Genomic DNA, 24,781 nt, shown 5'->3' on the forward strand with positions numbered 1-24,781 from the left:
CTGCCCTGGCGCTGCGCAGTCGCTTCGTGCGGGCCGCTCGTTCACCCCAGCATGTCCTCGATCCGGATCGGAAAGCGCCGGGGCCGCACGCCGGTCGCGTGCCAGACCGCATTGGTGACAGCGCCGGCCGTGCCGGTAATGCCGATTTCACCGACGCCCTTGATGCCGAGAGCGTTCACGTGAGGGTCGTCCTCGTGAACCAGCAGCGCCTCGACCGATGGCACGTCGGCATTCACTGGGACATGATAGTCGGCGAGGTTGGCATTCTGGATGCGGCCGGAGCGCCGGTCGGTGACGGCTTCCTCATGCAGCGCGAAGGAAACGCCCCAGATCATCCCGCCATAATACTGGCTGCGCACCAGCCGCGGGTTGATGACCCGTCCGGCGGCGAATGCGCCGACCAGCCGGGTGACGCGAATCTGGCCTAAATCCGGGTCGACCTTGACCTCGGCGAAGACGGCGCCGTGCGCGTGCTTGGCGTAGGTCTCCTGCGAGGCCGGATCCGGAGCACCCTTACCACGGCCTTCGATCTCGGCAAGGCCCGCGCGGGCGAGGATGTCGGCATAGCTTTCGCTGCGGCTTTCGTCGTCGCGCCGGTAAAGGCGTCCGCCGCGTGCCAGCACACCTTCATTGCCGGCGCCGAACAGGGGCGAAGCCTCGTTGCCGGTGGCGAGATCGGCCAGCCTGGCGATGACGGCCGCACCCGCATTGTGGATGGCCATGCCGGCCGTCGCCGTATGGCCCGAACCGCCGGCGATACCCGCATTGGGCAGGTCGGAACTGCCCGCCCTGAAATCGACCTGGTCGATGTCGAGCCCCAGCCCGTCGGCCGCAATCTGGGCAAAGGCCGTCCAGGCGCCTTGGCCCATATCCTGTGCGCCGGTCTCCATCAAACCGCTGCCGTCGGCCCTCAGCACCGCGCGTGCTTCGGCCTGGAACATGATTGCCGGGAACGTTGCGGTGCCCATGCCCCAGCCGGTGAGGAAGCCGTCGGCGTCGCGCATCCGCCTCGGCTGCAGCGGACGGCTCGCCCAGCCGAATCTCTCGGCCGCCTGCTCGTAGCATTCGCGCAGCGCCTTGGAGGAGAAGGGCTTTCCCGTCATAGGCTCCACTTCGGCATAATTCCTGAGCCGGAATTCCAGCGGATCCATGCCGCAGGCGTGGGCCGCCTCATCGATCGCGCTCTCGAGCGCGATCGAACCGGTGGCCTCGCCCGGCGCGCGCATGAACAGCGGCGTGCCGGTGTCGAGCCGCACAGCATCGTGCGAGGTGGCGATGGCCGGACTGGCATAGAGCGTGTGCGAGGCGTCCGCCGCCGGTTCGAAGAAATCGTCGAACGTGCTGGACGTGGTCCTGGCGTGATGGGAGATCGCGGTCAGCCGCCCTTCGCCATCCATGCCCATGCGCAATGTCTGGCGGGTCGGGGCGCGATGGCCGACCGGGCCGAACATCTGCTCGCGCCGGAGCACCAGCTTGACCGGGCGGCCGACAAGCTTGGCCGCCAGTATGCCGAGCACCTGCGGTCCGGAAATCATGCCCTTGGAGCCGAAACCGCCACCCAGGAACGGGCTGCGGATGTGGACGTTTTGGGGCGCGATGCCGAACAGGCCGGCAATGCGGCCCTGTGCCATGGCAAGGCCCTGGCTCGGCGTGTCGATCGACAGCCGGTCGCCATCCCAGGCGGCGACGATTGCGTGGGGCTCCATGGCGTTGTGGTATTGGGCCGGCGTCTCGTAGGTCGCCTCGATCCGCGTCCTTGCCGATTCGAGGCCGGCCTCGACGTCGCCCTTCTGCTGCACCGCAGGGCCGCCGACGCCGACACCGCGGGGCACGAAGCCTTCGGCGCCGTCGAGGCCGACGCGCGCCGGCAGGACCTCATAGCGCGGCGACAGTAGCGCCGCGCCTTCGGTCGCTGCTTCCAGCGTCTGCGCGATCACCACGGCAATGCTCTGGTTGGGATAGCGAACCCGATCGTTCTGCAGCAGGTCGAGCCGGAACATGAAGGGATGGTCCTTGGCATCCGGATCGGCGGCGAGCGCCGGCCGGTTCAGCGGCGTCATCACCTCGACCACGCCCGAATGCGCCTTGGCCGCCTCGACATCCAGCGAGACAACCCGGCCGCGCGCGATGCTGGAGACGGCGAGCGCGGCGTACAGCATGCCGGGCGGATGGTTATCGGCGGCGAAGCGCGCGGTCCCCGTGACTTTCAAGAATCCGTCGCGGCGGGTCAGCGGCTGGCCGATGCTGGAGCCATGACGCGTGTGGGCAGGCTGTTGGTTGGGGCCGAGTTCAAGCGTCATGACGCACTCCGGGAAGGGAGGAAAAGGGGGAAGCGGGCAGCGCGGGCATAAGAGCGGGCGTTCCGGCAAGGGCGGACATCAGCGTCCTGACGACAATGCGGCGGGCAAGCTCGATCTTGAACGCATTGTCGCCGGGTGGGCTGGCGTCGGCCAACGCGGCATCCGCGGCGCGAACGAACGCCGCTTCGTCGGCATCGGCGCCAAGCAGCACCGCTTCCGCCGCGCGAGCCCGCCATGGTTTGGCCGCGACACCGCCGAGCGCCAGCCGCGCGGCTCGGATCTTGCCGTCCCTGACCGTCAGGGCCGCGGCCGCCGAGACAACGGCGAAGGCATAGGAGGTGCGTTCGCGCATTTTCAGGTAGCGGGCGTGAGCGGCGAAGGACGCTGCTTCCGCCGGCAGGCGGATCGCAACGATCAGCTCGCCCGGCTCCAGCACGGTTTCGCGCTGCGGCGTGTCGCCCGGAAGCCGGTGGAATTCCTCCAGCGTCACATGGCGCCGGCCCTGCTTGCCCTCGATCTCGACCACGGCGTCCAGCGCCACCAGCGGCACGCAGAAATCCGAGGGATGGGTGGCGATGCAGGCATCGCTCCAGCCCAGGATGGCGTGCAGGCGGTTCTCGCCGCCCAGTGCCGAGCAGCCGGAACCGGGTTCGCGCCTGTTGCAGGCGCTGGCGGTGTCGTAGAAGTAACTGCACCGCGTACGCTGCAACAGATTGCCGCCGGCGGTGGCCGCATTGCGAAGCTGTGCCGAGGCGCCGGAAAGCAGCGCTTCTGCCACCGCAGGATAGGCCTTGGCGAAGGCCGGATCGTGCGCGAGATCGGCATTGCGGACCAGCGCGCCGATGCGCAGGCCGCCATCATCGAGCGTCTCGATGCGGTTGAGTTCCGGCAGCCGGGTGATGTCGACGATCCGTTCGGGGCTGGTCACGCCGCCCTTCATCAGGTCGAGCAGATTGGTGCCGCCGGCGAGATAGGCCGAACCCGGCTCGGCTGCCGCCACAAGGGCCTCGGAAATGGTGGCGGGCCTGACGTAATCGAAGTCTCTCATGCCGCGGTCCTCCGGTCGGTCCTGGCAAGTTGCTGCTGGGCTTCCAGGACGGCCTCCACGATGCCGCTATAGGCCGCGCAGCGGCATATGTTGCCGCTCAACCCCTCGCGGATGCGCTCGGGATCGGCGCCAGCCTGTCCTTCGGCGATCAGGCCTATCGTGCTCATGATCTGGCCGGGCGTGCAGAAACCGCACTGGAAGCCGTCATGGGCGATGAAGGCGGCCTGCACCGGATGCAGTTCTTCACCGTGAGCGACGCCTTCGATGGTCAGCACCTCGGCGCCGTCATGGCTGACTGCCAGCGCGAGACAGGAGTTTATGCGCTTGCCGTCGACCAGAACCGTGCACGCACCGCACTGGCCGCGATCGCAGCCCTTCTTGGTGCCGGTGAGCTCAAGCTGCTCGCGCAGCAGGTCGAGCAAGGTGACGCGGGGGTCTACTTCCAATTCGTGGTGGTGTCCGTTGACGGTAAGCGAGATGGGGAGGGTGGTGGTCATGGGCGTCTGGCTCCAGTTGCTTGACGCTGAGGGGAATGATCTGGCGCTTGGGAAGGAAAGGGCAAGGTCAGGCGGCGGCCGATCCGCGGCGGGTGGGGAGGGGTGACAGATTGCGGCTTCGAAAGACGTGACATACCGGCTCACCTGATTATATGATAAAGGTTCTCCACTAAAAGCGGAGGTGCCTCCGTTTATTACGTGGGGGCTGGCCAGGCATGGTTCAAGCCCCCATATCCCTGGTGGAGAAAAAAATTGGCTTTTGAGCCCGTCACGACTGCCGATCAGAAACCCGTCGCCGACAAGCCATTGCGTGCCGATGCCCGGCGCAATCGGGACCGGCTGGCCGTGGTGGCGGCTTCAGTCTTTGCCGAGCGCGGCATCGACGCCTCGCTGGAGGAGATCGCGCGGCGCGCCGGCGTCGGCATCGGCACGCTCTACCGGCATTTCCCGACGCGCGAGCATCTGGTCGAGGTGGTTTACCGCCGTGAGGCGGAGGGGCTGTGCGCGGCGGCCGGCGAGCTTGCGGCCAAATATCCCTCCGATGTCGCGCTGGAAGAATGGATGCGCCGCTTCGTCGACTATATCGCCACCAAACGCGGCCTGGCGACCAGCCTGCGCATCCTCCTCACCACCAATTCGACGCTGTTCTCCGACACGTCCGGCCGGGTCTCCCAGGCGCTGCGGCAACTGGTCGAGGCGGCGGTGGCCGACGGCACCATCCGCGCCGACGTCGACGCCTCGGACGTTCTGCATGCGCTCGGCGGCATCTACTCGGCGCCCGACACGCCGGAGTGGCGCGACCGATCGCGGCGGCTGGTCAAGCTGTTGATGGACGGCTTGCGGTTCGGGGCGGAGCGGCCGGCGAAAGGCCCGCGCTGAGCGAGGCGAGCGGCCGACACTCCCGATCCACCCGCTGGGCCACAAGGCTCGCACAAGCGCCGGAGCCCAAGGTGGAGCCGCACATCGTGCAGGCGGCGTGGAGGCTGAACCGGCCGTAACCACCGCGTGGCAGAAGGCTTGAGGGCTTGAAAAGCGCGGCAGTTCAAATCGAGACATTCGACGACCGGAATCTAATCATGGGCAAGGCGCCCATCGTGCGGGCCGTCTTCGAGGGGCGGGATATCTCACCGTTGTGGAATGGGCTGTTCGGGCGCATTTCGGCCGATATCACCGATGCCGCGGCGTTCCTGGACGTATCCATCCTGCTTCATGCCATCGGCGAGGAAGACAAGGCGGCGCTCAGCCAGAAGGCAGCGCTAGAGATCAGCCGCCAATACCGGGTCCGCAATGGACGCGGCACGGGCCCGAACGTGCTTGTCTTCATGACGGCCGGCGACTTCATGGCCAACACGCCCATCGAATTCCTGCTCGAAAACTCCGATGCGAACCTGCTGCTCTACTATGTCGACGCCGACACGGCGGACCTCGGGGATGTTCCCGTGCATGATGTCGCCTTCGTGGCGGTTGGCGAGTCCGCCGAGAATCTGGCGGTGCTGGCCAACCTCGACCGCTTGCTTCGCGGCTGGAGCGGGCCAATCATGAACAACGCGCCACGCCTCATCATGGCGCTATCGAGGGACGGCGTCGCCGAGGCGCTCAAGGACGAGCCTTTGATCCTTGCCCCGGCCGCCGCACGCGCCGGTCGGGCCGTGATCGAGCGGCTGGCTTGCGGGGAAATCGAGGTCGAGGCAATCCTCGGGGCGGCCACGTTTCCGGTAATTGTCCGACCGTTCGGGACGCATGCCGGCAAGGGAATGGAGAAGATCTCCACACGACCGGAGCTTTCGGCCTATTTGAATTCGCACGACGAAAGCCAATTCTACATCACGCCGTTCATCGACTATAGCGGCCCGGATGGCAAATTCCGCAAGCAGCGCGTCGCGTTCATCAACGGGCGCCCCTATGCCAGCCACCTCGCTGTCTCCGAGCATTGGATGGTTCACTACCTGAACGCCGGCATGACCCAGCACGAAGACAGGCGTGCCGAAGAGGCGTCGTGGATGGCAAATTTCGACAGCGACTTCGCGGTGCGTCACGCGCGTGCCTTCGACGCCCTTCACCGGCGCCTCGGGCTCGACTATTTCGCCATCGATTGCGCCGAGCTCGCCGACGGCCGCCTGCTGGTGTTCGAGGCGGATGTCGCGATGATCGTCCATTCCATGGATTTGGAGAGCATCTTTCCCTACAAGAAGAACGCCATGCGCAAGCTCTTCGCAGCATTCGAAGGCGCGCTGGAGCGGCGCGTGGCGCGCATAAAGCCGACCCCGACGATTGTTTGCGCCCACACGGGAAAACCCGCCGTCTACCAGAGAACGCACGACGACTGCCTGGTTTGCGCCCTGGCGATGCTTACGGGCCGCACCTACGAGGAGATCGAGGACATCGCGCGGGGCTGCGATCCGGCATATCCGCTCGGCGGCCCGATGAGCCATTCGATCATGCGCGGCGTCGCCAACAAATGCGGTTTCGTCCTGCTCAGCAGCATCTACATGCTGTGGGCCAAGCCCGCCATCATAGGCGTGGTTTCGCCGACCGTTCCCAACACCGGCCATGCCGTCTTCTGGGACGGCGAGAAGATCATCGATCCGGGTTGGTGCGAACGCGTCGACCGGTCCTATGTCGACCGATGCGGATTGGAATTCACGCAGCGGGCAAGCGATCTCGAACCGCTGATCAGCCACGACATCCAGATCTCCTACCTGGCCGGTGCCGTGGCGGCCAATGAACCGCTTTGATCGCAACCAACTCGCCACCGCCCTGACTTCGGAGACCATCATGCCTGCAATTCAGCGCGGGATCTCGCCGGTGCCGACGGGCTTGGAGCCGGAAACGGTTGGCAACCGCTCGGATTCGCCGGCGTCCGTTTCGTTCCTGCTCCAGACAGGCGGCGACAGGCGCATCTGGCCGGACGCGATCACGCGGCGCAACCGCTATGGCACGCTGGCAATCCCGGCGGACGATGAAATCTCATTCTCGTCGACGACGGCCAGCAATATCTCCCGCGAGGGGTACCTGGCGGCCGGAGCCGAGCTCGCGCGCCTGACCGATATCGCGTCGCCGTCCTCCGTCGCTTCCGAGCAATGGTTCGCCGACATCCGGGACCGGATCGCCGGCAATCTTGGCTGTGCGGGCGCGCATGTCGTTCTCGCCGCCTCTGGAACGGATGCGGAGCTTCTCGCGCTGTGCATCACCGTGGGCGTTTCCAGGCGCCCCTTGACCAATCTGCTTGTCGCGCCCGATGAAACGGGGAACGGCGTTCCGCGGGCGGCGGCAGGTTCGCATTATTCGGATTTGACCGCTCTCGGCAGTGCCGTCGAGGCCGGTGCGCCGCTTGAAGGGCTGCCGCCGGGCCGGATCGAGGTGCGCACGATCGCCATCCGCAACCAGACGGGCGAGCCTCGCCATCAGCATGACATCGATGCCGACATCATCGCTGCCGTCGAGCTGGAGCTCAGGCGGGATCGCGATGTCCTGGTTCATGTGCTCGACACATCGAAAACCGGTTTGCCGGCCGTGACCCGGCAAGCCGCGCGCCACGCCGCGGCCCTTGCCCCGGGGCGGGTGCGGGTTATCGTCGATGCCTGCCAGTTCCGCGGTTCGATCTCGCGACTGAAGCAGGACCTGGCGGATGGCTTCATGGTGGCCTTGACCGGGTCCAAATTCGTCGCCGGCCCGCCTTTTTCCGGCGCTCTGCTCATCCCACCGGCATTTGCCGAGGAACTCGCCGTGAGATCCGACATTCCGGCGGGCCTTGCGGAATACAGCGCCGCGCTGGACTGGCCCACGGCCCTCCGCCAAGGGATGAGGTTCAAGTTCAAGTCGGGATTGAACCTGGGACTGGGTCTGCGCTGGGTTGCCGCGCTTGCCCATCTCGACCGCTATACGGAGGTCGACGAATCCCGGCAAAGCCTGGTCAAGGCGCAGTTTGTCCGCTCGGTGCGCTCTCGAATTGATGCGGTGAAAGGTATCTCCCTGCACGAGGACGATGAGGGCGACCACCTCGGCTCCCGTGCAATGGTCCCGGTGACCCTCATGACCGGCGCAGGAACTTTCGCCTCGTTCGAGGCGTGCCAGGACATCCAGCTGTCGATGCGTGGCCTCCATGGAGGCCCGGTCTGCCATATCGGACAAGCCGTGCGCCTGGGGTCGCGCACGGTTCTGCGCATCGCCGCTTCCGCTGTCGATGTGATCGGCGTTTCCCAGGCGATGTCAGCCGGCCAGTCGCTGCACCAAGCCCTTACCCCGTTAGAATCAAGGCTCGACATCCTGCTTCACAAATTGTCGGCGGTGCTTCACCATCGGCGAGGCGCCTGATGGCGCGGGCGATCACGCAGGAACGCGTGGCGGCAACGGTTGCAGCCGAGACCTCGGCCAGCCTCGACCCATCGGACTGGGGCCAGTTCCGCGAGATCGCGCACGGCTTGCTGGACGACATGATCGCCCACATCGAGACGATCAGGCAAAGACCTGTATGGCAGCGGCCGAGCGATGAAGCGCGCGAGCGGTTTGCCCGCCCGCTGCCGAACCGGCCGCGCGACCTGGGCGATGTCCTGGATGACGTGCGCACGCACATCATGCCGTTCGCGACCGGCAACCTGCATCCGTTGTTCATGGGATGGGTTCATGGCGCGGGCACGCCGATCGGCATGGTGGCGGAAATCGTCGCCGGCGGCCTGAACATGAATTGCGGCGGCCGCGACCACGCCGGTCTGGTCGTCGAACAGCAGATCGTGCGCTGGATGAGCGAGGCCCTCGGCTATCCCTGTGGCGCAAGCGGATTGTTCCTCACCGGCTCGTCAATGGCAAACTTCGTCGCGGTGACGATCGCCAAGACCGAGGCGCTGGGCCAGTCGGTGCGCGAAACCGGCCTTCGCAACTGCGACCGCCAGCTCGTCGCCTACACCTCCGCCGAGGCCCATTCCTGCATCGCGCAGGCAATGCAGTTGTCCGGCATCGGATCGGCAAATCTGAGGACTGTCGCAGTCGACGATGCCGGAAGAATGCTGCCCGGCGCATTGCGCGACGCTATCGGGCAAGATCGGGCGAAGGGACTTCTGCCGTTCCTGGTCGTGGGCACTGCGGGGACGGTAAACACCGGGGCAATCGATCCGCTCGCCGAAATCGCGGAAATCGCGTCAAGGGAGAAACTCTGGTTTCATGTCGATGGCGCAATCGGTGCACTGGCCGTGCTGTCGGATTCGCTGCGCGACCTGTTCGCGGGCATCGAAAGTTCCGCATCGGTGGCGCTCGATTTCCACAAATGGGGCCAGGTTCCCTACGATGCCGGCTTCCTGCTGGTGCGCGACGGCGATGCCCAGAAGCGCACGTTCGCCCAGCCCGCCGCCTATCTGCAGCGTGGCGACCGCGGGCTCGCCGCCGGCGAAACCTGGCCATGCGATCTCGGTCCCGACCTGTCGCGCGGGTTCCGCGCCCTGAAAACATGGATGACGATCGAAGCGCTGGGAACCGATCGCATCGGCGGCTCGATAGCACACACCTGCATGCTCGCCCGCCATCTCGCCGAAGCTCTGGAGCGCCATCCGGCATTCCAGCTGAAGGCGCCCGTGGCGCTCAACATCGTCTGTTTCGGCATTCGCGGGGCGGACTCTGAGTTCACCCGCAACCTGGTGCTGGATCTTCAGGAATCCGGTCTTGCCGCGCCTTCGTGGACAACCCTCGACGGCGAGCTGGTCGTGCGCTGCGCCATCGTCAACCATCGCACCACAGAGGCCGACATTGACGGGTTCCTGGATACTCTCGACAGGTATCTGGCCGATCGCCGCTTTCTCCCGCCCGGTGACCGTCGCTCGTCATCGTGATTGACGCGGCGCCGACAGCGGGGTTGCCGGGTGCGGCTAAGGCTTCGCTTCGACCAGGATCACCAGCGATTCCGGGACGACGCCGTCGAACGCCATGGCGTCGGCGGCCTGCTTGCTCTTCATCGTTGCCGCCAGGGCGTCCATGTCGGGAACGTCCATCATCACGGCCACGCGTTTCGGGTTCTGCGGATCGACGAAGGTACGGATGTTGGTGATCCCAAGCGAGCCGAAAAGCTCCTTGCGCCTGGGCGAACCGAGCCAGTGCTTGGTGTCCTTCGTGATGTCGTGATGGCCAATGATTGTCGGCATGGCATCCTCCCTAAGGTGACGCCGGCGGCCGAAATCGCCCGCCTGATGCTGCGATCCACCTGTGCAAGCACTGAGCGCCGTTTCCCCGACGCTGTCAATTAGCTATTGCTTATACGGCGTTGCGAGATCCCGGCCTGACCAGCTTCATTGTCTTCTCCGATGTGCGGGGATGTCGATGCGGGGCTCGGGGTCTATTGGACCTGCCGGCCGGAGATCACCCGCAGCCAGGGAGCGAGGTGGAAGGCGCTCATCATGAGATACATGGCCGGCATTCCGGTCAGGGTCGGCCCGGAGAGCGGCGAGGCGCCCATGCACAGCATGGCTGCGTCACCACCTTGAAGACAGGAGAGCAGGGCCATCAGCGCAAAGGTTGGCGCCGCGGCGAGACACAGCCAGTCGGCGATGCGCGAGGCTCCCGTGGTTTCAGGAACGGTGCCGTCGGCGCGTGGGTGGATGTCGCTCATGGTTTCTACCCTTGATGTTGCGCCTTGTCCTTGGGGTCCTCTCCCCCGCCAAGGGCGCGGGAGAGGTGGGTTTTCCCGTCAGGGCCGTACTACTCGGCCTTGTTCCGGAACGCGGCCTCTCCGGCAGCAGAGACTTCCGCCCATTTCTTGTCCGCCCCGGCATCGTAATTGTCGTGCCAGTTCCACCAGCTGTAGAGCGGCGTCTGGGGATAGCCTTCGGGCGAATCCTCCCAGGCTTCCTGGCGGCCGAGCGGAGTGACGTCGAGATAACTCCACACCGTGCCCATCGCCTCGTCGCCGCGGTTGTTGATGAAATAGGTGCGGAAGACGCGGCTCCCGTCACGGATGAACACGTTGTGGCCGTGCCATTCGTCGACGCCGAAATCCTTGTCGAAGCTGTCGGTGATCGTGTACCAGGGAATTTCCCAGCCCATCCGCTGCTTCAGCCGCGCAATGTCGGGCTGAGGCGCGCGCGAGGCGTAGGCGAGCGTCGTGTTGCGGGCGTTGAGATGAGCGAGGTGGCCGACCTGGTCGGCGCCGAGCGAGCAGCCGCGGCAGGCGTGGTCCGGCCAGCCATAGACGCCCGGCTCGAAGAAGGCGCGGTAGACGATCAACTGGCGGCGGCCTTCGAAGAGGTCGAGCAGGCTCGCCTTGCCGTCGGGACCCTCGAAGACATAGGCCTTGTCCACTTCCGTCCACGGCATGCGCCGGCGTTCGGCCGACAGCGCGTCCTTGGCGCGCATTGTCGCCTTCTCCTTCACCAGCATCTTTTCGTGCGCGGCTTCCCAGTCCTGCCGTGAAACGATCGGCGGGGTCTTCATCGTCATGTGCTCGGTCATTGGTCTTCTCCTTTGTCGGTGATGGCGTCGTTGCGGTGTGTTGTTGCCTGGGGATGCCGGGTTGCCGCGGGCGCGGCGGGATCCGAAAGGTCCGGCGCGGCGCAGCAGGGGTGGCGTCCGGGCTGCTTGGCCGTATCGCTCGGCATGTCGAAATCGAGGTCGGTGGAGGCAGGCATTTTCTGGTTCTCCCTTGCGTGCCGTCATTGCCGGCACGACTTGCTGGTTGACGGTACTGACGTAAGTTAGGGGCGCGCGGTGCCGAGGTGGGAGTTACAAGTGTGACGGGATTTGCATGGACTCGCTGATCACCGCGGCAGCGCTGGCGCTGGCTGCCGGCGATCCGCTCGGCGCGCTCGATCGCGTCGCCCTGCGCGAGGATGCGCCGGCACTGGCGCTGCGCGGCATCGCCATGGCGCAGCTCGGCGACTTCGATCGCGCCAAGCTCTTGTTGCGGCGGGCCGCGCGTGCCTTCACACCGAAAGAGGCGGTCGCGCGCGCCAGATGCGTCGTCGCCGAGGCCGAGATCGCACTGGTCTCGCGCGATCTGGGCTGGCCGGCCAAGGCGCTCGACGCGGCCCGCACGGCACTGGAAAAGCATGGCGACAGCTTGAACGCGGCCCATGCCGGCCACCTCAAGGTGCGGCGCCTGCTCTTGATCGGCCGCCTCGACGAGGCCGAGCATGTGCTGGCCGGGCTGGACCCGGCGCCCCTTCCGCCGGCGGCCAGGGCCGCGCACGAGCTCGCCGTCGCCGGCATCGCCATGCGGCGCCTGCGGACCAGGCCGGCGCGCGCGGCGCTGGAATGGGCACGCCATGCCGCCCGCAAGGCCGGCATTCCGGGCCTTGTCGCGGAGGTCGACAGCGCGTGGCTGGCACTGGAGACGCCCGCGGCGCGGCTGATCGCCCAGGGTCGGGAACGACCGCTGTTGCTGGAAGAGGTCGAGGCGTTGCAGGGATCGCCGGCGCTGGTCGTCGATGCTTTCCGCTACTGCGTGCGCGGCGGCGGAGTCACGATTTCGCTGGCGAACCGGCCAGTGTTGTTTTCGCTGGCGCGGACGCTCGCAGAGGCATGGCCCGGGGACGTTTCGCGGGGGGATCTCGTGGCGCGGGCCTTCGGCGGCAGGCATGCCGACGAATCGCATCGCGCGCGCCTGCGCGTCGAGATCGGGCGGCTTCGCGCCGAGCTTCGCGCGCTGGCCGGCATCAGTGCCACCAAGAGTGGCTTCACGCTGGCGCCGCGCGAGGCGCGCCCGGTGATGGTGCTGGCGCGGCCGATCGAGGAGCGGCACGCGGCCGTGCTTGCCTTGCTGGCCGATGGCGAGGCCTGGTCGAGTTCGGCCCTGGCGCTGGCGCTTGGAACCGGCCAACGCAGCGTGCAGCGGGCGCTCGAGCCGCTTGCCGAGGCCGGCAAGGTGCAATCCTTCGGCCATGGCCGGGCGCGTCGCTGGATGACGCCGCCGGTGGCGGGTTTCACGACCACCTTGTTACTCCCGGCCCCGCTGCCGAACGGCTAAGGTTCAGGTGAGGCCGGCCTGCAAGGGCCAGCGGGATGACGACCACGATCGAGGACAGGACATGAAACATTCAGCGGCCGAAATCCTGAGGGAATATGGACCCTTTCCCGGTGCCAATACGGTGGCCGGGGTGAGCTTCGACGGCACCAACGTCTGGTTTGCCTCCGGCGACAGGCTGAATGCCTTCGATCCGCAGAGCGGGCAGGCGTTGCGTTCGATCGATGTCGCGGCTCACGCCGGCACCGCCTATGACGGCCGGCATTTCTTCCAGCTCGCCAAGGACCGTATCCAGAAGATCGATCCCGACACGGGCGAGGTGCTTTCCACCATTCCCGCCCCCGGCAATGGCGGCGATTCCGGCCTGACCTGGGCCGAGGGCACGCTGTGGGTGGGGCAGCACCGGGAGCGCAAGATCCACCAGATCGATCCCGAGACCGGAGCGATCCTGCGCACCATCGAATCCAACCGTTTCGTCACCGGGGTGACCTGGGTCGAGGGCGAATTGTGGCACGCCACCTGGGAGGGCGACGACAGCGACCTGCGCCGGATCGACCCACGCACCGGCAAGGTTCTGGAAAAGCTCGACATGCCTGCCGGCATGGGCGTCTCGGGTCTGGAATCCGATGGCGGCGACCGCCTCTTCTGCGGCAGCGGAAATGCCGGCGTGGTGAGGGCGGTGCGCCGGCCGAAATGAGCGGCCACGAATTCTCCGCCAGCGACTGGCCGTTGCGGGATGCCGAGCCTAGATAGGCTGGACCATTCCCCGCAAAAGGACGCTCCCATGCCCGAACAGATCACCTTGAAGGACGGCGCCGCCATTCCCCAGCTTGGCCTTGGCGTGTGGCAGGTCGATCACGACATCACCGCGCAGGTGGTGGGCTGGGCGATCGAGGCCGGTTACCGGCTGATCGACACCGCGCAGGGGTATCAGAACGAGGAAGGAGTCGGCGAGGCGATCCGTGCGGCCGGCGTGCCGGGAAGCGAGCTGTTCATCACCTCGAAGCTGCGCAACGGCGCCCACCAGCGCGACGCGGCCCTTCGTGCCTTCGACGACACGATGCGGAAGCTCGGCGTCGAGCAGCTCGACCTGTTCCTGATCCACTGGCCGGTGCCCAGCCAGGACAAATATGTCGAGGCCTGGAAGACGCTGATCGAGCTGAAGCAGGCCGGGCGCATCAAGTCGATCGGCGTTTCGAATTTCAACAAGGATCATCTGGAGCGCATCATCGGCGAGACGGGCGTGACGCCCGTCGTCAACCAGGTCGAGCTGCACCCGCGCTTCCAGCAGCGCGATCTCAGGGCGTTTCACGCCCGGCACGACATCCAAACGGAAAGCTGGAGTCCATTGGGCAGCGGCCGCCTGCTGAGCGACCCGACCATATCAGGCATCGCCCGCAAACACGGCAAGTCCGCCGCCCAGACGATGATCCGCTGGCACCTCCAGCAAGGGCTGGTCGTCATCCCGAAGTCGGTCCGCCAGGACCGCATCGCCGCCAATTTCGACGTCTTCGATTTCGAACTGGACGCGCAGGACCTCGAGACGATCGGCGGCATGGATTCGGCCGACGGCCGCGGCGGTCCGGATCCGGCGACGGCGGCCTTTTTGTTCTGAGAGGACGGGCCCCACGACGTGGGCCTGAAATTGCCCTAAATCCCCGACCCGTCCAGTTGTTGCGCATCGTCGCCTTCCCATGGCGCCGGCATCGAGGCGCCGCGGCTGAGATTGGCCGAAGGCATCGGCATCCAGCACTTCAGCTCCGGCTCGGCGTATTCGACGATCCGGCCGGGCGAGGAATCGGAGGCGCGCCAGCCTTCGTCGCCGAACTGATCGGCGCGCGACCAGTAGGCGAGGTCGACTTCCGCCGGCCCCTGTTCGGACGGGCGGACCGTAACGAGGATCCGGCTGCCGTCTTTCGGCGCGTTCGACATGTGGCGCCAGCGGTCGGGCTCGTCCATCTTTTTCCTCCTGTCTTGCCGTGGGATCGAGTGTCGCCTCGCCATCGGAGACGGTCAACCCAAACTTTGCACGACCCGTGCGGTTTCGATGGGCTGCTGGTACCACCCGGTCTGCCGGGAATGTATGATTTGTCGGATTGCACCAGCCGCATCCGTCCTCGGTCTGGCGATGGTCGCCTGGACAAGGAGAGGCATTCATGAGTGACAGGGTCGAGCCGATGCCGGCCGGGGGCGAAGTCAAACTGTTCTTCAGCCGCAACCCCAATCCGCGCCTGGCGGTCGCGGTGGCGCGCCATCTCGGGGCGAGGGTGACCTTCGAAGCCGCGTCGCCGTTCGCGCCTGGGCAGGCGGAGCGATTCCGGCCGCTCAATCCCAACCTTTCCCTGCCCATACTGGTTTGGCCCGGCGGCAGCCTGTGGGAGGCCGACGCCATCGCGTGCCGTCTGTCGCGCGACATGCGGTCGGATTTCTGGCGCGGCGGCCAAGCCGAGCCCGACATGATCCGATGGCTGAGCTGGGGCAAGGAGAATTTCGTGCGGGCCTGCGACATGGTGCATTTCGAGCGCGGCACCAAGCAGCGCTATCACATCGGCCCGATCGATCCGGAAAAAATCGCGGAGGGATTTGCGGAGTTCCGCAAGGCCGCCGCCATCCTGGAGGCGGTGCTGACCGACCGGCAATGGCTTGCCGGCAATTCGGTCTCCTATGCCGATTTCCGCATGGCGACCTTCTTGCCCTTCAACGATGTCGCCGGCCTGCCGCTCGACGATTATCCAGCCGTGGCGCACTGGTCCCGCCGGCTCGAATCCATCGACGCCTGGCGTGATCCCTTCAACGGTCTGGCCGCACCGCATTTGCCGCCGCTACCGCGACATGATGCAACGCGGGTGACGGGCACAACTGACGACCGGCGTATACCAAAGACAACTTGAAGACGCCGGCCGCCATTTGGGCGTTGGGTGCATCACGTTGGGGCACGATGCAGGGTCAGGTTAGGCGGATGGGGGGCGCCTTCAACCGGAACGCCCCGCCATGGTAAACAGGTGATTACTATCCACAGGCGAGGACCGGTAATCGGGGACGGATTGCCGGTTTGCGGCCGTTCATGGCGGCCATGTCGTCATCCTCTGGGCTGTGCGCAACGCGAATCGCCGGCCATGCCCCGCTCGACGGGCCGCGATCGGGTTGGTAAGCCCGTCTGCGAAGGAGCTGATGAGTCTGGCATGACCGTTGCGATCGAGATGGGACACACGACGGCGGGCGCCCCGGCGAAACTCGATCTCGAGGAATTGCTGGCGACCCGCCTTCTGGTGCAGGGCAATTCGGGCTCCGGCAAGTCGCATTTGTTGCGGCGGCTGCTGGAACAGAGCGCGCCCTGGGTGCAGCAGACCATCATCGACCCCGAAGGCGATTTCGTCTCGCTGGGCGAACGCTACGGCCATCTGGTGATCGATGCCGAGGAGCATACCGAGCGTGGCCTGCAGGCGGCCGGCGAGCGGGCGCGCATCCACCGTGTCTCCACGGTGCTCAATCTGGAAGGGCTCGATGCCGAGAACCAGATGCGGCGCGCCGCCGCCTTCCTCGGCGGGCTGTTCGAGGTCGCGCGCGATCACTGGTACCCGATGCTGGTGGTGGTGGACGAGGCGCAGCTTTTCGCGCCGGCGGTGGCCGGCGAGGTTTCGGACGAGGCGCGCAAGCTCTCGCTCGGCGCCATGACCAATCTGATGTGCCGCGGCCGCAAGCGCGGGCTGGCCGGCATCATCGCCACGCAGCGGCTGGCCAAGCTCGCCAAGAATGTCGCGGCGGAAGCCTCCAATTTTCTGATGGGCCGCACCTTCCTCGACATCGACATGGCGCGCGCGGCCGATCTCCTGGGCATGGAGCGGCGGCAGGCGGAAGCCTTTCGCGATCTGGAGCGCGGGCAGTTCATGGCGCTGGGGCCGGCGCTGTCGCGCCGCCCGCTCGGCCTGCACATCGGCCCGACCGACACGAGCCCGCGCAACGGCACGCCCAGGCTGATGCCGCTGCCTGAGGCGGCGCTCGAGGATGCCCGCGCCATCATCCTGGCCGCGCCGCCGCCCGAAACATCACGGCCGCAGCGCCGGGTGGCGTCGCCGGATCTGCTGGAGCAGCTGATGGCGGCGAAATCGGCGCCGCGCGACATTCGCCCCGAACCGGCCGAACCCGCGCCCAGCGCCGAGGATCTGGCCGAACGTCGCGAGCGGATGGACCGCATCCTGCGCGCCATCCTGGCCGAACCCGATGCGGGATTTCGCGTCATCGGCGTCCTCTACCAGGAGTTCGTCGTGCGCTGCCGCATCGAAGGGCTGGCCTCGGTGGTGCCGGACCTCCAGGAATTCCGCCGCATGCTGACACGCGCCCGCGCCGGGGTGGGGTCCGACATGGCCGAGGATGACGCGTGGCGGGATGTTTCGGTGCGCGCCTCACTGCTGCCGGAGGACATGCAGGGCGTGTTCATGATGATCGCGCGCGCCGCGAAGGAGGGCTGGCCGTGCCCGAGCGATGGCGCGATCGCCCGCGCCTATGGTTCGCACTCCATGCGCCGGGCCCGGCGGCTGCTCACCTACATCGAGGAACAGGGCCTCATCGTGTGCCAGCTCGACGGCGCCGGCCGGCGCACGGTGACGCTGGTCGAGCTCGCCTGGGCCACCGCACCGGGCGACCCCAACGCCGAGGGGGCGGAACAGGGAAGCCTGGCGCTGTGAGAAGGCCATGACGGGTTCAGCATCCGGCGGATCGCAAAGGCAGCCTGACGGCAATGCTGCCCGGGTCCGCATCATGGGGACGCCGCGATCCGGCACGAATCTCGCCAAGCACCTGGTCGAAACCCATCTCAAAGTGCCCGTCGTCTTCGACCAGGGCTTTTGGAAGCATGGTGTCTTTCCGGCCCTGATGAACGGGCGCGAGCTGAAATATGGCGACCTGCCCATCCTCGTGATGAGCAAGGACCCTATTACCCAGCTTCTGTCCTGGTTCCGTTTCACCAGGAACGGCAGCCTCTTCAGGCCGGCCAGGCGTCTCGGCCCGTTCCTCAACCAGCCGTTCGAAATCAGGCAGGACTTCACGCAACCGAAGCAGATGGAGTACAGGTTCCGCACACCCGCCGACTACTGGAACCAGTTCTACTTCGCCATGGAGGCGCTGCGCCGCACCGGCGCGCCGGTGCATTTCGTCTGCTATGAGCAACTCGTTTCCACGCCGGCGCTTTGCCTGGGTGCGATTTCCCGCTTTCTCGACCAATCCCCACCCTTCGCGGCCGGCGCCGCCGTGACGATTCCCCAATACGCGATCGGTGCAAGCAACGACATCGACCGACCCGCCGACCCGGCCGCCAAGCAGGGCCCGTTCGATGCCACGCGTGCGGATCTGGCATTCGCGCTTGCCAGGATCGGCTGGCGCAATGCGCGCAAAATTATGCGTGACGTCGACGATGACGTGCTCGATGCGACGGGACGGCATGGATTTCGCGAAACCTGGCGACAGGCAATAGGTCCCGCCGCGGTATTGAGGTCGTTCATCGGCTTCTGGTGAGGCCAGCCCCGCGCGGCGACGGCACCCCTTACTGGAGGGTGATGACACCGTCGATCGCCTGCCATTGCGATGGGGTGATGAGCCGGTGGTGGGCGACGTGGACGGAGTGAAGCGGTCCTTCGAGTTCGCGCTCCCTGGCGGCGAAACAGGTGTCGGAGGTTTCCGAGGTATCGGTCGGCGGCTGAACGCCGAAAGGCGACCAATCCCATTCACCCTGTCCGCGGCGGGCCGCGCTTTTCGCTGTCCGGTCCGGCGCGGGCCCTGCGCAATCGAGAGGAGGTACAGCCATGAATCGCGGGCAGTTTGAAGAACCGGTCACCCTTCTTGTCGGAATGGGCTTTCCGAGGACGATCGAAAGCGTGATGGACGCCTACCTGCTGTTGCAGGACTGGTCCGCCGCCAACCGCAACAGCGCCCATGCCCTTGCCCTCAATGCCTGCAAGGCGGGCATCGCCGGCGAGATCGACCCGCAAACGGTGCGGGCGACCCTGGTCACCTTCGCCCGCCGCAACGACATATTGCTGCCGAATACGCCTTCGCCGGCCGCGACGCTGGGCAGTGAGACGATGGGCAATGAAATGCATGCGGGGTGAGACGGCAGGTCCGTCCGATGTGCAGGCATCGCCCCACGGTTTTGGCGGGGCGTGGAGCTGCCCGGAACCAGCGATGGCCACTCAGCGTTGGATTTCCCGAGGCGAGGTGACGTCATGAGCATCCTGCAAAGCATCAAGGAAGCAGATGGACAGCTGACCGGTGGCGCGAGACCGGGCACGAAACAGGCGGCCGATCTGGTCAGGTCACGAAAGGCGAACGCGTTCAGATTTGCGGATGATGGGCTGGTGCCCAATCATCCGTCCTGGCCGCTGGTCGTCTATCGTGGCGCCGTAAGGCTGCCGGACGACTTCGATCCCGCGGCCGTCCTGGAAGAGCTTTTTGGTGCCAATGGCTGGGGGAATAGCTGGCGCAACGGCATCTACGACTATGTCCACTACCATTCGCGTATCCACGAAGTGCTCGGCGTGGCGCGGGGCACGGCGAAGGTTAGGTTCGGCGGCAAGAAGGGTCGAACGCTGGAGCTTAAGGCCGGCGATGTCGCGGTTCTCCCTGCCGGCACCGGGCATCAGTGCATCAGCGCGTCCGACGACTTTCTCGTGGTTGGCGCCTATCCGCCATCCGGTACTTATGACGAATGCACGACCACCGCCGATCACGCCAAGGCGGTGGTGACGATCCCCAGGGTCGGTCGTCCGCGCAAGGACCCGGTCCATGGAAGCAAAGGCCCGCTACTGGCGGCGTGGACGAAAGGCTGAGTTCGCCGATGAGGACGAGGTTGCCGGCGCAAGCCCTGCCTCGGCCGGAGCCCCAGGCCCGGTCGAAGCAGCAGGCCAAGTGCACGGCCGGACAAATAGTCATCACTTCGGTGGAACGCAGTTGGCCGCTGGAGGTTGGGAGCCGTCGAGTGCTTTACAACGGACTGGTAAGCGGAGAGTGCCCGCCTTCGGCCGACGCCGGGGCGGGCTCTTTTCGATCCGGCCTCTGCGGGTTTGACCGTTGCTCGTCACACGTAGGTGATTTTTAACCGAGGACGGCTGCCCGTTTCGCGCCAGGTCGCGCGGGCGGCGCGAGCGTCACGCCTTGCTTGTGCTCAGTCGCTCGAGCGCATCGACGATCAGGTCGCAGAATTTCCGATGGTCGAGCTTCATCGCCACGGTGTGGCGGAAGTCGGCCTGTTCGCTCGCCGTGCCGCCGAAATGGTGCATCCCGCCCATCTTCTCGAAATTGCAGACCGTCATGCCCTTGGTCCACCGGCCGGCGATTTCGACGCGGATATCGGCCTTCTCGGTGGTGAAGACGGTCGGGTCGATCATGGCCGCGACGCAGCATGCATCATGGATCGCGGGGTACTCGATCTGCAGGAGGCCGCCATGCGTGGTCGCTATGAACTCCCAGATATCGAGGATGAACTTGGCGATCGGGCCGCCGACGGCGCGCACCCTGTTTTGCAGGTCCGGAGTGGCCAGCGCCTGGTGCGTGAGGTCGAGGCCGACCATGGTGACGTCCCAATCGGCGCGGAACACGACGTCGGCGGCCTCCGGGTCGCCATGGACGTTGAACTCCGCCGCCGGCGTGATGTTGCCGCGGGTGTAGGCCCCGCCCATCGCGACGACCCGTTTCACGCGTCCGATGATGCGTGGATCCTTGCGGATGGCGAGCGCGATGTTGGTGTAGGGGCCCACCGGAACGAGCGTGACGGTCTTCGGCTCGTGCGCCATGACCGTGTCGATGATGAAGTCGACGGCATGCCGCTTGTCGAGTTCGAACGAGGCGGGCGGCAGCTCCGGCCCGTCCAGCCCGGTTTCGCCGTGGATCTCGACGGCCAGCACCTGCTCGCCGATGAGCGGGCCGGGCGAGCCCTTTGCCACCGGCACCTTGATGCCATAGGCGGTGCATACGGCCAGCGCGTTGCGCGTGGTGTTCTCGACATTGTGGTTTCCCGAGACCGTGGTGATGCCGAGAAGGTCGATATTCGGATTCCCCGCCGCGAGCAGGATGGCGATGGCGTCGTCGTGCCCGGGATCGCAGTCCAGGATGATCTTTTCCATGATGTCATCTCCCTTGCCGGTCGAGCCCCGTGGCCGCCCAGCGTGAACATTCCCGGCCCGCGCCTACTTGTCCTCGACGATCCGCAAATACGCCGCCGTCACGAACAGCACGATCAGCCCGAACAGTATTCGCCGCGCTCCCTCCGGCATCTGCAAAATCGTCAGCAGTGTCGTCAGCACGGTGAGGATCAGCGCGCCGACGATGGTGCCGGTATAGCCGCCGCGGCCGCCGAAGATGGAGGTGCCGCCAATGACGGCGGCGGCCACCGAGGGCAGCACAAGCGGTTCGGCGAGCGAGAGCGAGGGCGCTTTGATCAGGCCGATATAGAGCAGGCCGGTGATGCCGGCGAGCACGCTCGATGTGATGTAGAGCGCGGTGATGACCTGCCAGTACCGGACACCGGAAAGGCGGGTGGCGCGCTCATTGTCGCCGACGGCGTAGAGCAGGCGGCCGAAGCCGGTGCGGGCGAGCGTGAAGACAATGAGGCCGGCCAGCGGCACGTAAAGCAGTAGTGCGTTGGGGAAACCCCAGGTGACTCCGGTGCCCAGCCAGGCGAGGAAGTCGGGGATTTTGGCGCCCGACGCGATCACCGTGCGCTGGTAGACCTGCAGGCAGCCGGTGCCGATCAGGCTGGTGCCCAGCGTCATGATCAGCGGGTGGACGCGGAAGACGCCGACGCCGATGCCGTTGACGAGGCCGATCAGCACAGCCGGCATCATCGCCAGCAGGAAGGCCACCGCCGGGTCCTGGTTGACCACTTGCGTGGCCATGATGAAGGCGCTCATCGTCGCCACCGTGCCGACCGACAGGTCGATGCCGCCGGTCAGCATCGTCATCGTCTGGCAGCCGGCGAGGATCGCCAGCGGAATGGCGAATTTGATGGTGTTGGCGATCCAGCGCTCGTTGACGATGCCGGGGCGCAGGAGCTGCAGGATCACCACCAGGATGACGAGCAGGATGATCAGCGGGATCAGCGGCCGGTCGGCCATGAAGCGTTTTATGCGGCGGCCGAGGGGCACGGGCGCAGGCGTGATCGCGGTGCTGCTCATGGGGCGGCTCCTGCTCGCGATTGGGTGGGGCAAGCGACGCGTCTACCCCCTCTCTTCTTATGGAAGAAGGTGGATCGGAGCGCAGCGCCGAGACGGATGAGGGGTGGTGGACGAAATGAGGCGTCGGCGTTCCCTGGAACACCCCTCATCCGACCTCGCTTCGCGAGGCCACCTTCCCCCACAAGGGGGAAAGGAAGAAGCGCACGCCCATGCTCCCGCCTCATCATTGCCGCCCCCGCATGGTGATGAAGGCGCCGAACATCACCACGGCGACCATGATCAGGCCTTCGATGATGGCGGTGACGTTCGGATCGATGGCGAGCAAGGTGAGATCCGTGCGCACGAGGCGCAGCACGAAGACGGCGACGATGGGGCCGAGCAGACCGCCCTTGCCGCCGCCGAGCGCCACGCCGCCCAGCACAACCGCCGCGACGCTGGCAAGCAGGTAGGGACCCGGGATCGGAGCGCCGATGCCGGTGCTCATGGTCAGCGCGAGCCCGCCCATGGCGGCGAACAGGCCCGACAGCGCGTAGGCGATGATCCTCGTGCGGGCGACGGGCACGCCGCTGCGGAACGCCGCCAGTTCGCTCGAGCCGATGGCGTAGATGGAAAGGCCGAGGCGCGAGCGCCGGAGCGGGATCCAGACGACGCAGAGGCAGACGACCAGCACCAGCAGCGCCTTCGGGACCCAGGCGTCGACCGAGTCCGGCAAGCCCGGTATCGGCACGGTGCCCGAGATCATCGCCTTCAGCCATTCGGCCGCTGCCCCGCCCGGCGCGCCGAGCACCAGCAGGGCCGCACCCTGCAGCACGAACAGCATGGCCAGCGTGACGACGATGTCGGGCACGCGGGTGACGACGATGAGCACGCCGTTGAGCGCGCCGAGGACAAAACCCATGGCAAGCACGAAAGGCACCACGAAGAGCGCGTATTCCTCGCTGGCGCCCGCCATCATCGAGGCGGCGGTGACGCTGGTCAGCGCCATCATGGCGGCGACCGAGAGGTCGATGCCACCCGCGATGACGACAACGGTCTGCGCGGCGACGGCGAAGGCATAGGGCAGCACGGCCCGCGCCAGCGAGCCGAAATCGCCGCTGCCATAGCCGGGTTGGATCACTTTGGTGACGATGAACAGGATGATGAGGAGTGCGAACAGGCCTGTTACCCAGCCCTGGCGGCGCAGGAAATGGCTCATGGCGCGGCCTCCGGCGTATCGGAGGCATTGGCCGACGTCGAATCCGACGGATTCGCCGAGGGATCGGCGAGAATGCCGACATCGGCCCTGGCGCCGCGCGGCAGGCCGTAGGCGGCGCGCATCAGCGCCGGTTCGTCCGCCTCCTCGACCGGGAAGATATCGACGAGGCGGCCGCCGAAGATGACGATGACGCGGTCGCAGACGCGCTGCACCTCTTCCAGTTCGGAGGTGTAGAACAGCACCGATTTGCCGTGGCCGGCGAGCTCGCGCAGCAGAAGATAGATTTCCTGCTTGGTGCCGACATCGATGCCGCGCGTCGGGTCGAAACACAGGATGGTACGGGCATCCGCCGCGATCCAGCGGGCGATCGTCACCTTCTGCTGGTTGCCGCCGGAGAGGCGCTGCACCTCGCCCTGGGCGCGGGTGTCGATCTGCAGGCGCTGGATGGCGCTGAGCACGGTCGCGCGTTCGCGGCGCATCGGGATCGGTCCCCAGTTGCGCAGGGCAGCACTGAAGGGAAGTGCTATGTTCTCGCGCACCGAGCGCTGCATGGCGAGCGCCTCGGAGCGATCGCCGGGCACATAGGCGATGCCGGCGCGGATGGCGTCGATGGGGTGAGAAAACTTCGCCGGCTGGCCGTCGACCTCGATGGTGCCGCCGGATGGTTTGATCGAGCCGGCCAGGGCGGCGAACAGTTCGTCCTGGCCTTGGCCTTCGAGCGCCACGACGCCGGCCACCTCGCCGTCGGCGAGATCGAAGGACACGTCGTTGAGCTTGGTGCCGACGCGCAGATTGCGCACCGCGATCCGAGGCCGGGCAGGGGCGGGCGCTGCCTTCTGGGCGGCGGTGCGGGCGGCGACGTGGGTCTTGACGACGCGGGTGCCGAGCATCAGCTCGACAATCTTTTCCTCGACGCCCGGCTTGATGTCGACGACGCCGACGGTTGCGCCGTCACGCAGAACCGTGGCGCGGTCGCACAGTGCCGAGATTTCAACGAAGCGATGCGAGATGAAGATCACGGCGCGGCCGGCGTCGCCTTGGCGGCGCACCACGTCCAGCACCTTTTCGGCGAGGTTGGCGGGGAGTGCCGCCGTCATCTCGTCGAGCAGCAGCACGTCGGGCTCGACGGCCAGCGCACGGGCGAGGTCGAGCACACGCAACACGGCCAGGGGGATGTCGCGCGCGGTTTCGCGTAAATCGAGGTCGGGAATGCCGAGTTCGCGCACCCAGGCGCGGAACGGCTCGACCGGCGTGCCGGTCAGGCGCAAATTGGACAAGACGTCCAGATCGGGGATCAGCGACGGCTCCTGATAGACGGGCAGCAGGCCGGCGCGGCGCGCGGCGGCGGGCGAGCGTATGTCGCGCGCCTCGCCACGGATCAGGATACGCCCTGCGTTGGCAGAGATCGCGCCGGTCAGGATCTTCACCAGCGTCGACTTGCCGGCGCCGTTGGCGCCCATCAGCGCATGCACCTCGCCCGGCAGGACGGAGAGCGACGCGTCGCGCAGCGCGGCAACCGCGCCGTAATTCTTGGCGACGCCTGACGCGTCGAGGAGGGGATTGGCGGTCAAATCGTGTGGTTCTCGTTCCAGAAACTAATGCCGGTGCTCTACGGCGACCTTTCCTTCTCCCCTTG

General features: G+C 66.5%; 24 protein-coding genes and 1 pseudogene. 12 read left to right on the forward strand and 13 right to left on the reverse strand.

Annotation, left to right across the window (positions count from 1 at the left end):
- Positions 1-41: 41 nt before the first annotated feature.
- From LB556_RS18570 to LB556_RS18580, 3 genes are read right to left on the reverse strand one after another with little or no spacing between them, the layout of a single operon-like run.
- On the reverse strand, positions 42-2,300 hold the full coding sequence (locus tag LB556_RS18570; RefSeq protein WP_224569193.1) for a xanthine dehydrogenase family protein molybdopterin-binding subunit: 2,259 nt from the start codon (positions 2,298-2,300) through the stop codon (positions 42-44).
- Complete coding sequence (locus LB556_RS18575) at positions 2,290-3,348, reverse strand: FAD binding domain-containing protein (RefSeq protein WP_224569194.1); 1,059 nt, start codon at positions 3,346-3,348, stop codon at positions 2,290-2,292. The genes LB556_RS18570 and LB556_RS18575 overlap by 11 nt, the downstream gene beginning before the upstream one ends.
- Positions 3,345-3,845 carry a (2Fe-2S)-binding protein gene (locus LB556_RS18580; RefSeq protein WP_224569195.1) on the reverse strand — a complete coding sequence of 167 codons (501 nt, stop codon included), beginning with the start codon at positions 3,843-3,845 and terminating at the stop codon, positions 3,345-3,347. The genes LB556_RS18575 and LB556_RS18580 overlap by 4 nt, the downstream gene beginning before the upstream one ends.
- Positions 3,846-4,097: 252 nt before the next feature.
- Here LB556_RS18580 and LB556_RS18585 point away from each other — a divergent pair, with 252 nt between their 5' ends.
- From LB556_RS18585 to LB556_RS18600, 4 genes are all read left to right on the forward strand, one after another.
- A complete protein-coding gene (locus LB556_RS18585; protein ID WP_224569196.1) occupies positions 4,098-4,724 on the forward strand; it encodes a TetR/AcrR family transcriptional regulator in 627 nt (208 codons plus the stop codon).
- Between the two features lie 197 nt (positions 4,725-4,921).
- Positions 4,922-6,580, forward strand: coding sequence for a RimK family alpha-L-glutamate ligase (locus tag LB556_RS18590; protein ID WP_224569197.1), 1,659 nt, complete (start codon positions 4,922-4,924; stop codon positions 6,578-6,580).
- Between the two features lie 40 nt (positions 6,581-6,620).
- Positions 6,621-8,159 (forward strand): hypothetical protein, encoded by a 1,539-nt coding sequence (locus tag LB556_RS18595; protein ID WP_224569198.1) that lies wholly within the window; start codon positions 6,621-6,623, stop codon positions 8,157-8,159.
- Positions 8,159-9,664 (forward strand): pyridoxal phosphate-dependent decarboxylase family protein, encoded by a 1,506-nt coding sequence (locus tag LB556_RS18600; protein WP_224569199.1) that lies wholly within the window; start codon positions 8,159-8,161, stop codon positions 9,662-9,664. The genes LB556_RS18595 and LB556_RS18600 overlap by 1 nt, the downstream gene beginning before the upstream one ends.
- A 36-nt stretch (positions 9,665-9,700) precedes the next feature.
- Here the strand turns inward: LB556_RS18600 and LB556_RS18605 are convergent, their stop codons facing one another.
- From LB556_RS18605 to LB556_RS18620, 4 genes are all read right to left on the reverse strand, one after another.
- Positions 9,701-9,973 carry a hypothetical protein gene (locus LB556_RS18605; RefSeq protein WP_224569200.1) on the reverse strand — a complete coding sequence of 91 codons (273 nt, stop codon included), beginning with the start codon at positions 9,971-9,973 and terminating at the stop codon, positions 9,701-9,703.
- 191 nt (positions 9,974-10,164) lie between these two features.
- The gene (locus tag LB556_RS18610; protein WP_224569201.1) at positions 10,165-10,437 is read right to left on the reverse strand and encodes a hypothetical protein; all 273 of its coding nucleotides are present in this window, start codon (positions 10,435-10,437) and stop codon (positions 10,165-10,167) included.
- Between the two features lie 89 nt (positions 10,438-10,526).
- Positions 10,527-11,276 (reverse strand): DUF899 domain-containing protein, encoded by a 750-nt coding sequence (locus LB556_RS18615; RefSeq protein WP_224569202.1) that lies wholly within the window; start codon positions 11,274-11,276, stop codon positions 10,527-10,529.
- Complete coding sequence (locus LB556_RS18620) at positions 11,273-11,452, reverse strand: hypothetical protein (RefSeq protein ID WP_224569203.1); 180 nt, start codon at positions 11,450-11,452, stop codon at positions 11,273-11,275. The genes LB556_RS18615 and LB556_RS18620 overlap by 4 nt, the downstream gene beginning before the upstream one ends.
- Before the next feature lie 116 nt (positions 11,453-11,568).
- On the opposite strand from LB556_RS18620, the gene LB556_RS18625 reads away from it, so the two are divergent.
- From LB556_RS18625 to LB556_RS18635, 3 genes are all read left to right on the forward strand, one after another.
- The gene (locus LB556_RS18625; RefSeq protein WP_224569204.1) at positions 11,569-12,789 is read left to right on the forward strand and encodes a helix-turn-helix domain-containing protein; all 1,221 of its coding nucleotides are present in this window, start codon (positions 11,569-11,571) and stop codon (positions 12,787-12,789) included.
- 61 nt (positions 12,790-12,850) lie between these two features.
- Positions 12,851-13,483, forward strand: coding sequence for a PQQ-binding-like beta-propeller repeat protein (locus LB556_RS18630; protein WP_224569205.1), 633 nt, complete (start codon positions 12,851-12,853; stop codon positions 13,481-13,483).
- Between the two features lie 87 nt (positions 13,484-13,570).
- Positions 13,571-14,401: an aldo/keto reductase gene (locus LB556_RS18635; RefSeq protein ID WP_224569206.1), complete on the forward strand. Its 831-nt coding sequence runs from the start codon at positions 13,571-13,573 to the stop codon at positions 14,399-14,401.
- A 35-nt stretch (positions 14,402-14,436) separates the two neighbouring features.
- Here LB556_RS18635 and LB556_RS18640 read toward each other — a convergent pair whose 3' ends face one another.
- Entirely contained in the window at positions 14,437-14,745 is a 309-nt protein-coding gene (locus LB556_RS18640; RefSeq protein WP_224569207.1) for a hypothetical protein, read from the reverse strand.
- A 197-nt stretch (positions 14,746-14,942) separates the two neighbouring features.
- Between LB556_RS18640 and LB556_RS18645 the strand changes: the two genes are divergently transcribed.
- The 3 genes from LB556_RS18645 to LB556_RS18655 all read left to right on the forward strand — a co-directional run bounded on the left by LB556_RS18645 (position 14,943) and on the right by LB556_RS18655 (position 18,297).
- Positions 14,943-15,677: a glutathione S-transferase family protein gene (locus tag LB556_RS18645; RefSeq protein ID WP_224569208.1), complete on the forward strand. Its 735-nt coding sequence runs from the start codon at positions 14,943-14,945 to the stop codon at positions 15,675-15,677.
- Positions 15,678-15,968: 291 nt separating this feature from the next.
- Positions 15,969-17,471, forward strand: coding sequence for an ATP-binding protein (locus LB556_RS18650; protein WP_224569209.1), 1,503 nt, complete (start codon positions 15,969-15,971; stop codon positions 17,469-17,471).
- 7 nt (positions 17,472-17,478) lie between these two features.
- Entirely contained in the window at positions 17,479-18,297 is an 819-nt protein-coding gene (locus tag LB556_RS18655) for a hypothetical protein (protein WP_224569210.1), read from the forward strand.
- 28 nt (positions 18,298-18,325) lie between these two features.
- Here the strand turns inward: LB556_RS18655 and LB556_RS18660 are convergent.
- Positions 18,326-18,430, reverse strand: a pseudogene (locus LB556_RS18660) (protein usg); the annotation flags it as partial.
- A gap of 154 nt (positions 18,431-18,584) precedes the next feature.
- On the opposite strand from LB556_RS18660, the gene LB556_RS18665 reads away from it, so the two are divergent.
- Both LB556_RS18665 and LB556_RS18670 read left to right on the forward strand, forming a co-directional pair.
- Positions 18,585-18,890 (forward strand): DUF982 domain-containing protein, encoded by a 306-nt coding sequence (locus tag LB556_RS18665; protein WP_224569211.1) that lies wholly within the window; start codon positions 18,585-18,587, stop codon positions 18,888-18,890.
- A 114-nt stretch (positions 18,891-19,004) separates the two neighbouring features.
- Positions 19,005-19,607 carry a cupin domain-containing protein gene (locus tag LB556_RS18670; protein WP_224569212.1) on the forward strand — a complete coding sequence of 201 codons (603 nt, stop codon included), beginning with the start codon at positions 19,005-19,007 and terminating at the stop codon, positions 19,605-19,607.
- Positions 19,608-19,925: 318 nt separating this feature from the next.
- Here LB556_RS18670 and LB556_RS18675 read toward each other — a convergent pair whose 3' ends face one another.
- The 4 genes from LB556_RS18675 to LB556_RS18690 all read right to left on the reverse strand — a co-directional run bounded on the left by LB556_RS18675 (position 19,926) and on the right by LB556_RS18690 (position 24,716).
- Positions 19,926-20,900, reverse strand: coding sequence for a nucleoside hydrolase (locus LB556_RS18675; RefSeq protein ID WP_224569213.1), 975 nt, complete (start codon positions 20,898-20,900; stop codon positions 19,926-19,928).
- 63 nt (positions 20,901-20,963) lie between these two features.
- The gene (locus LB556_RS18680; protein ID WP_224569214.1) at positions 20,964-21,950 is read right to left on the reverse strand and encodes an ABC transporter permease; all 987 of its coding nucleotides are present in this window, start codon (positions 21,948-21,950) and stop codon (positions 20,964-20,966) included.
- A gap of 223 nt (positions 21,951-22,173) precedes the next feature.
- Positions 22,174-23,145 (reverse strand): ABC transporter permease, encoded by a 972-nt coding sequence (locus LB556_RS18685; RefSeq protein WP_224569215.1) that lies wholly within the window; start codon positions 23,143-23,145, stop codon positions 22,174-22,176.
- A complete protein-coding gene (locus tag LB556_RS18690) occupies positions 23,142-24,716 on the reverse strand; it encodes a sugar ABC transporter ATP-binding protein (protein WP_224569216.1) in 1,575 nt (524 codons plus the stop codon). Before LB556_RS18690 ends, LB556_RS18685 begins: the two co-directional genes overlap by 4 nt.
- Between the last annotated feature and the right edge of the window lie 65 nt (positions 24,717-24,781).

Origin of the sequence: Mesorhizobium sp. ES1-4, from assembly GCF_020164745.1 — a bacterium.
Taxonomy (GTDB): Bacteria; Pseudomonadota; Alphaproteobacteria; order Rhizobiales; family Rhizobiaceae; genus Mesorhizobium.

Excerpts from the sequence above, each read along its gene's own strand:
- LB556_RS18570 (WP_224569193.1), bottom strand. The coding sequence starts at position 2,300 with ATGACGCTTGAACTCGGCCCCAACCAACAGCCTGCCCACACGCGTCAT.
- LB556_RS18575 (WP_224569194.1), bottom strand. The coding sequence starts at position 3,348 with ATGAGAGACTTCGATTACGTCAGGCCCGCCACCATTTCCGAGGCCCTT.
- LB556_RS18580 (WP_224569195.1), bottom strand. The coding sequence starts at position 3,845 with ATGACCACCACCCTCCCCATCTCGCTTACCGTCAACGGACACCACCAC.
- LB556_RS18590 (WP_224569197.1), top strand. The coding sequence starts at position 4,922 with ATGGGCAAGGCGCCCATCGTGCGGGCCGTCTTCGAGGGGCGGGATATC.
- LB556_RS18595 (WP_224569198.1), top strand. The coding sequence starts at position 6,621 with ATGCCTGCAATTCAGCGCGGGATCTCGCCGGTGCCGACGGGCTTGGAG.
- LB556_RS18600 (WP_224569199.1), top strand. The coding sequence starts at position 8,159 with ATGGCGCGGGCGATCACGCAGGAACGCGTGGCGGCAACGGTTGCAGCC.
- LB556_RS18605 (WP_224569200.1), bottom strand. The coding sequence starts at position 9,973 with ATGCCGACAATCATTGGCCATCACGACATCACGAAGGACACCAAGCAC.
- LB556_RS18610 (WP_224569201.1), bottom strand. The coding sequence starts at position 10,437 with ATGAGCGACATCCACCCACGCGCCGACGGCACCGTTCCTGAAACCACG.
- LB556_RS18615 (WP_224569202.1), bottom strand. The coding sequence starts at position 11,276 with ATGACCGAGCACATGACGATGAAGACCCCGCCGATCGTTTCACGGCAG.
- LB556_RS18620 (WP_224569203.1), bottom strand. The coding sequence starts at position 11,452 with ATGCCTGCCTCCACCGACCTCGATTTCGACATGCCGAGCGATACGGCC.
- LB556_RS18625 (WP_224569204.1), top strand. The coding sequence starts at position 11,569 with ATGGACTCGCTGATCACCGCGGCAGCGCTGGCGCTGGCTGCCGGCGAT.
- LB556_RS18630 (WP_224569205.1), top strand. The coding sequence starts at position 12,851 with ATGAAACATTCAGCGGCCGAAATCCTGAGGGAATATGGACCCTTTCCC.
- LB556_RS18635 (WP_224569206.1), top strand. The coding sequence starts at position 13,571 with ATGCCCGAACAGATCACCTTGAAGGACGGCGCCGCCATTCCCCAGCTT.
- LB556_RS18640 (WP_224569207.1), bottom strand. The coding sequence starts at position 14,745 with ATGGACGAGCCCGACCGCTGGCGCCACATGTCGAACGCGCCGAAAGAC.
- LB556_RS18645 (WP_224569208.1), top strand. The coding sequence starts at position 14,943 with ATGAGTGACAGGGTCGAGCCGATGCCGGCCGGGGGCGAAGTCAAACTG.
- LB556_RS18650 (WP_224569209.1), top strand. The coding sequence starts at position 15,969 with ATGACCGTTGCGATCGAGATGGGACACACGACGGCGGGCGCCCCGGCG.
- LB556_RS18655 (WP_224569210.1), top strand. The coding sequence starts at position 17,479 with ATGACGGGTTCAGCATCCGGCGGATCGCAAAGGCAGCCTGACGGCAAT.
- LB556_RS18665 (WP_224569211.1), top strand. The coding sequence starts at position 18,585 with ATGAATCGCGGGCAGTTTGAAGAACCGGTCACCCTTCTTGTCGGAATG.
- LB556_RS18670 (WP_224569212.1), top strand. The coding sequence starts at position 19,005 with ATGAGCATCCTGCAAAGCATCAAGGAAGCAGATGGACAGCTGACCGGT.
- LB556_RS18675 (WP_224569213.1), bottom strand. The coding sequence starts at position 20,900 with ATGGAAAAGATCATCCTGGACTGCGATCCCGGGCACGACGACGCCATC.
- LB556_RS18680 (WP_224569214.1), bottom strand. The coding sequence starts at position 21,950 with ATGAGCAGCACCGCGATCACGCCTGCGCCCGTGCCCCTCGGCCGCCGC.
- LB556_RS18685 (WP_224569215.1), bottom strand. The coding sequence starts at position 23,145 with ATGAGCCATTTCCTGCGCCGCCAGGGCTGGGTAACAGGCCTGTTCGCA.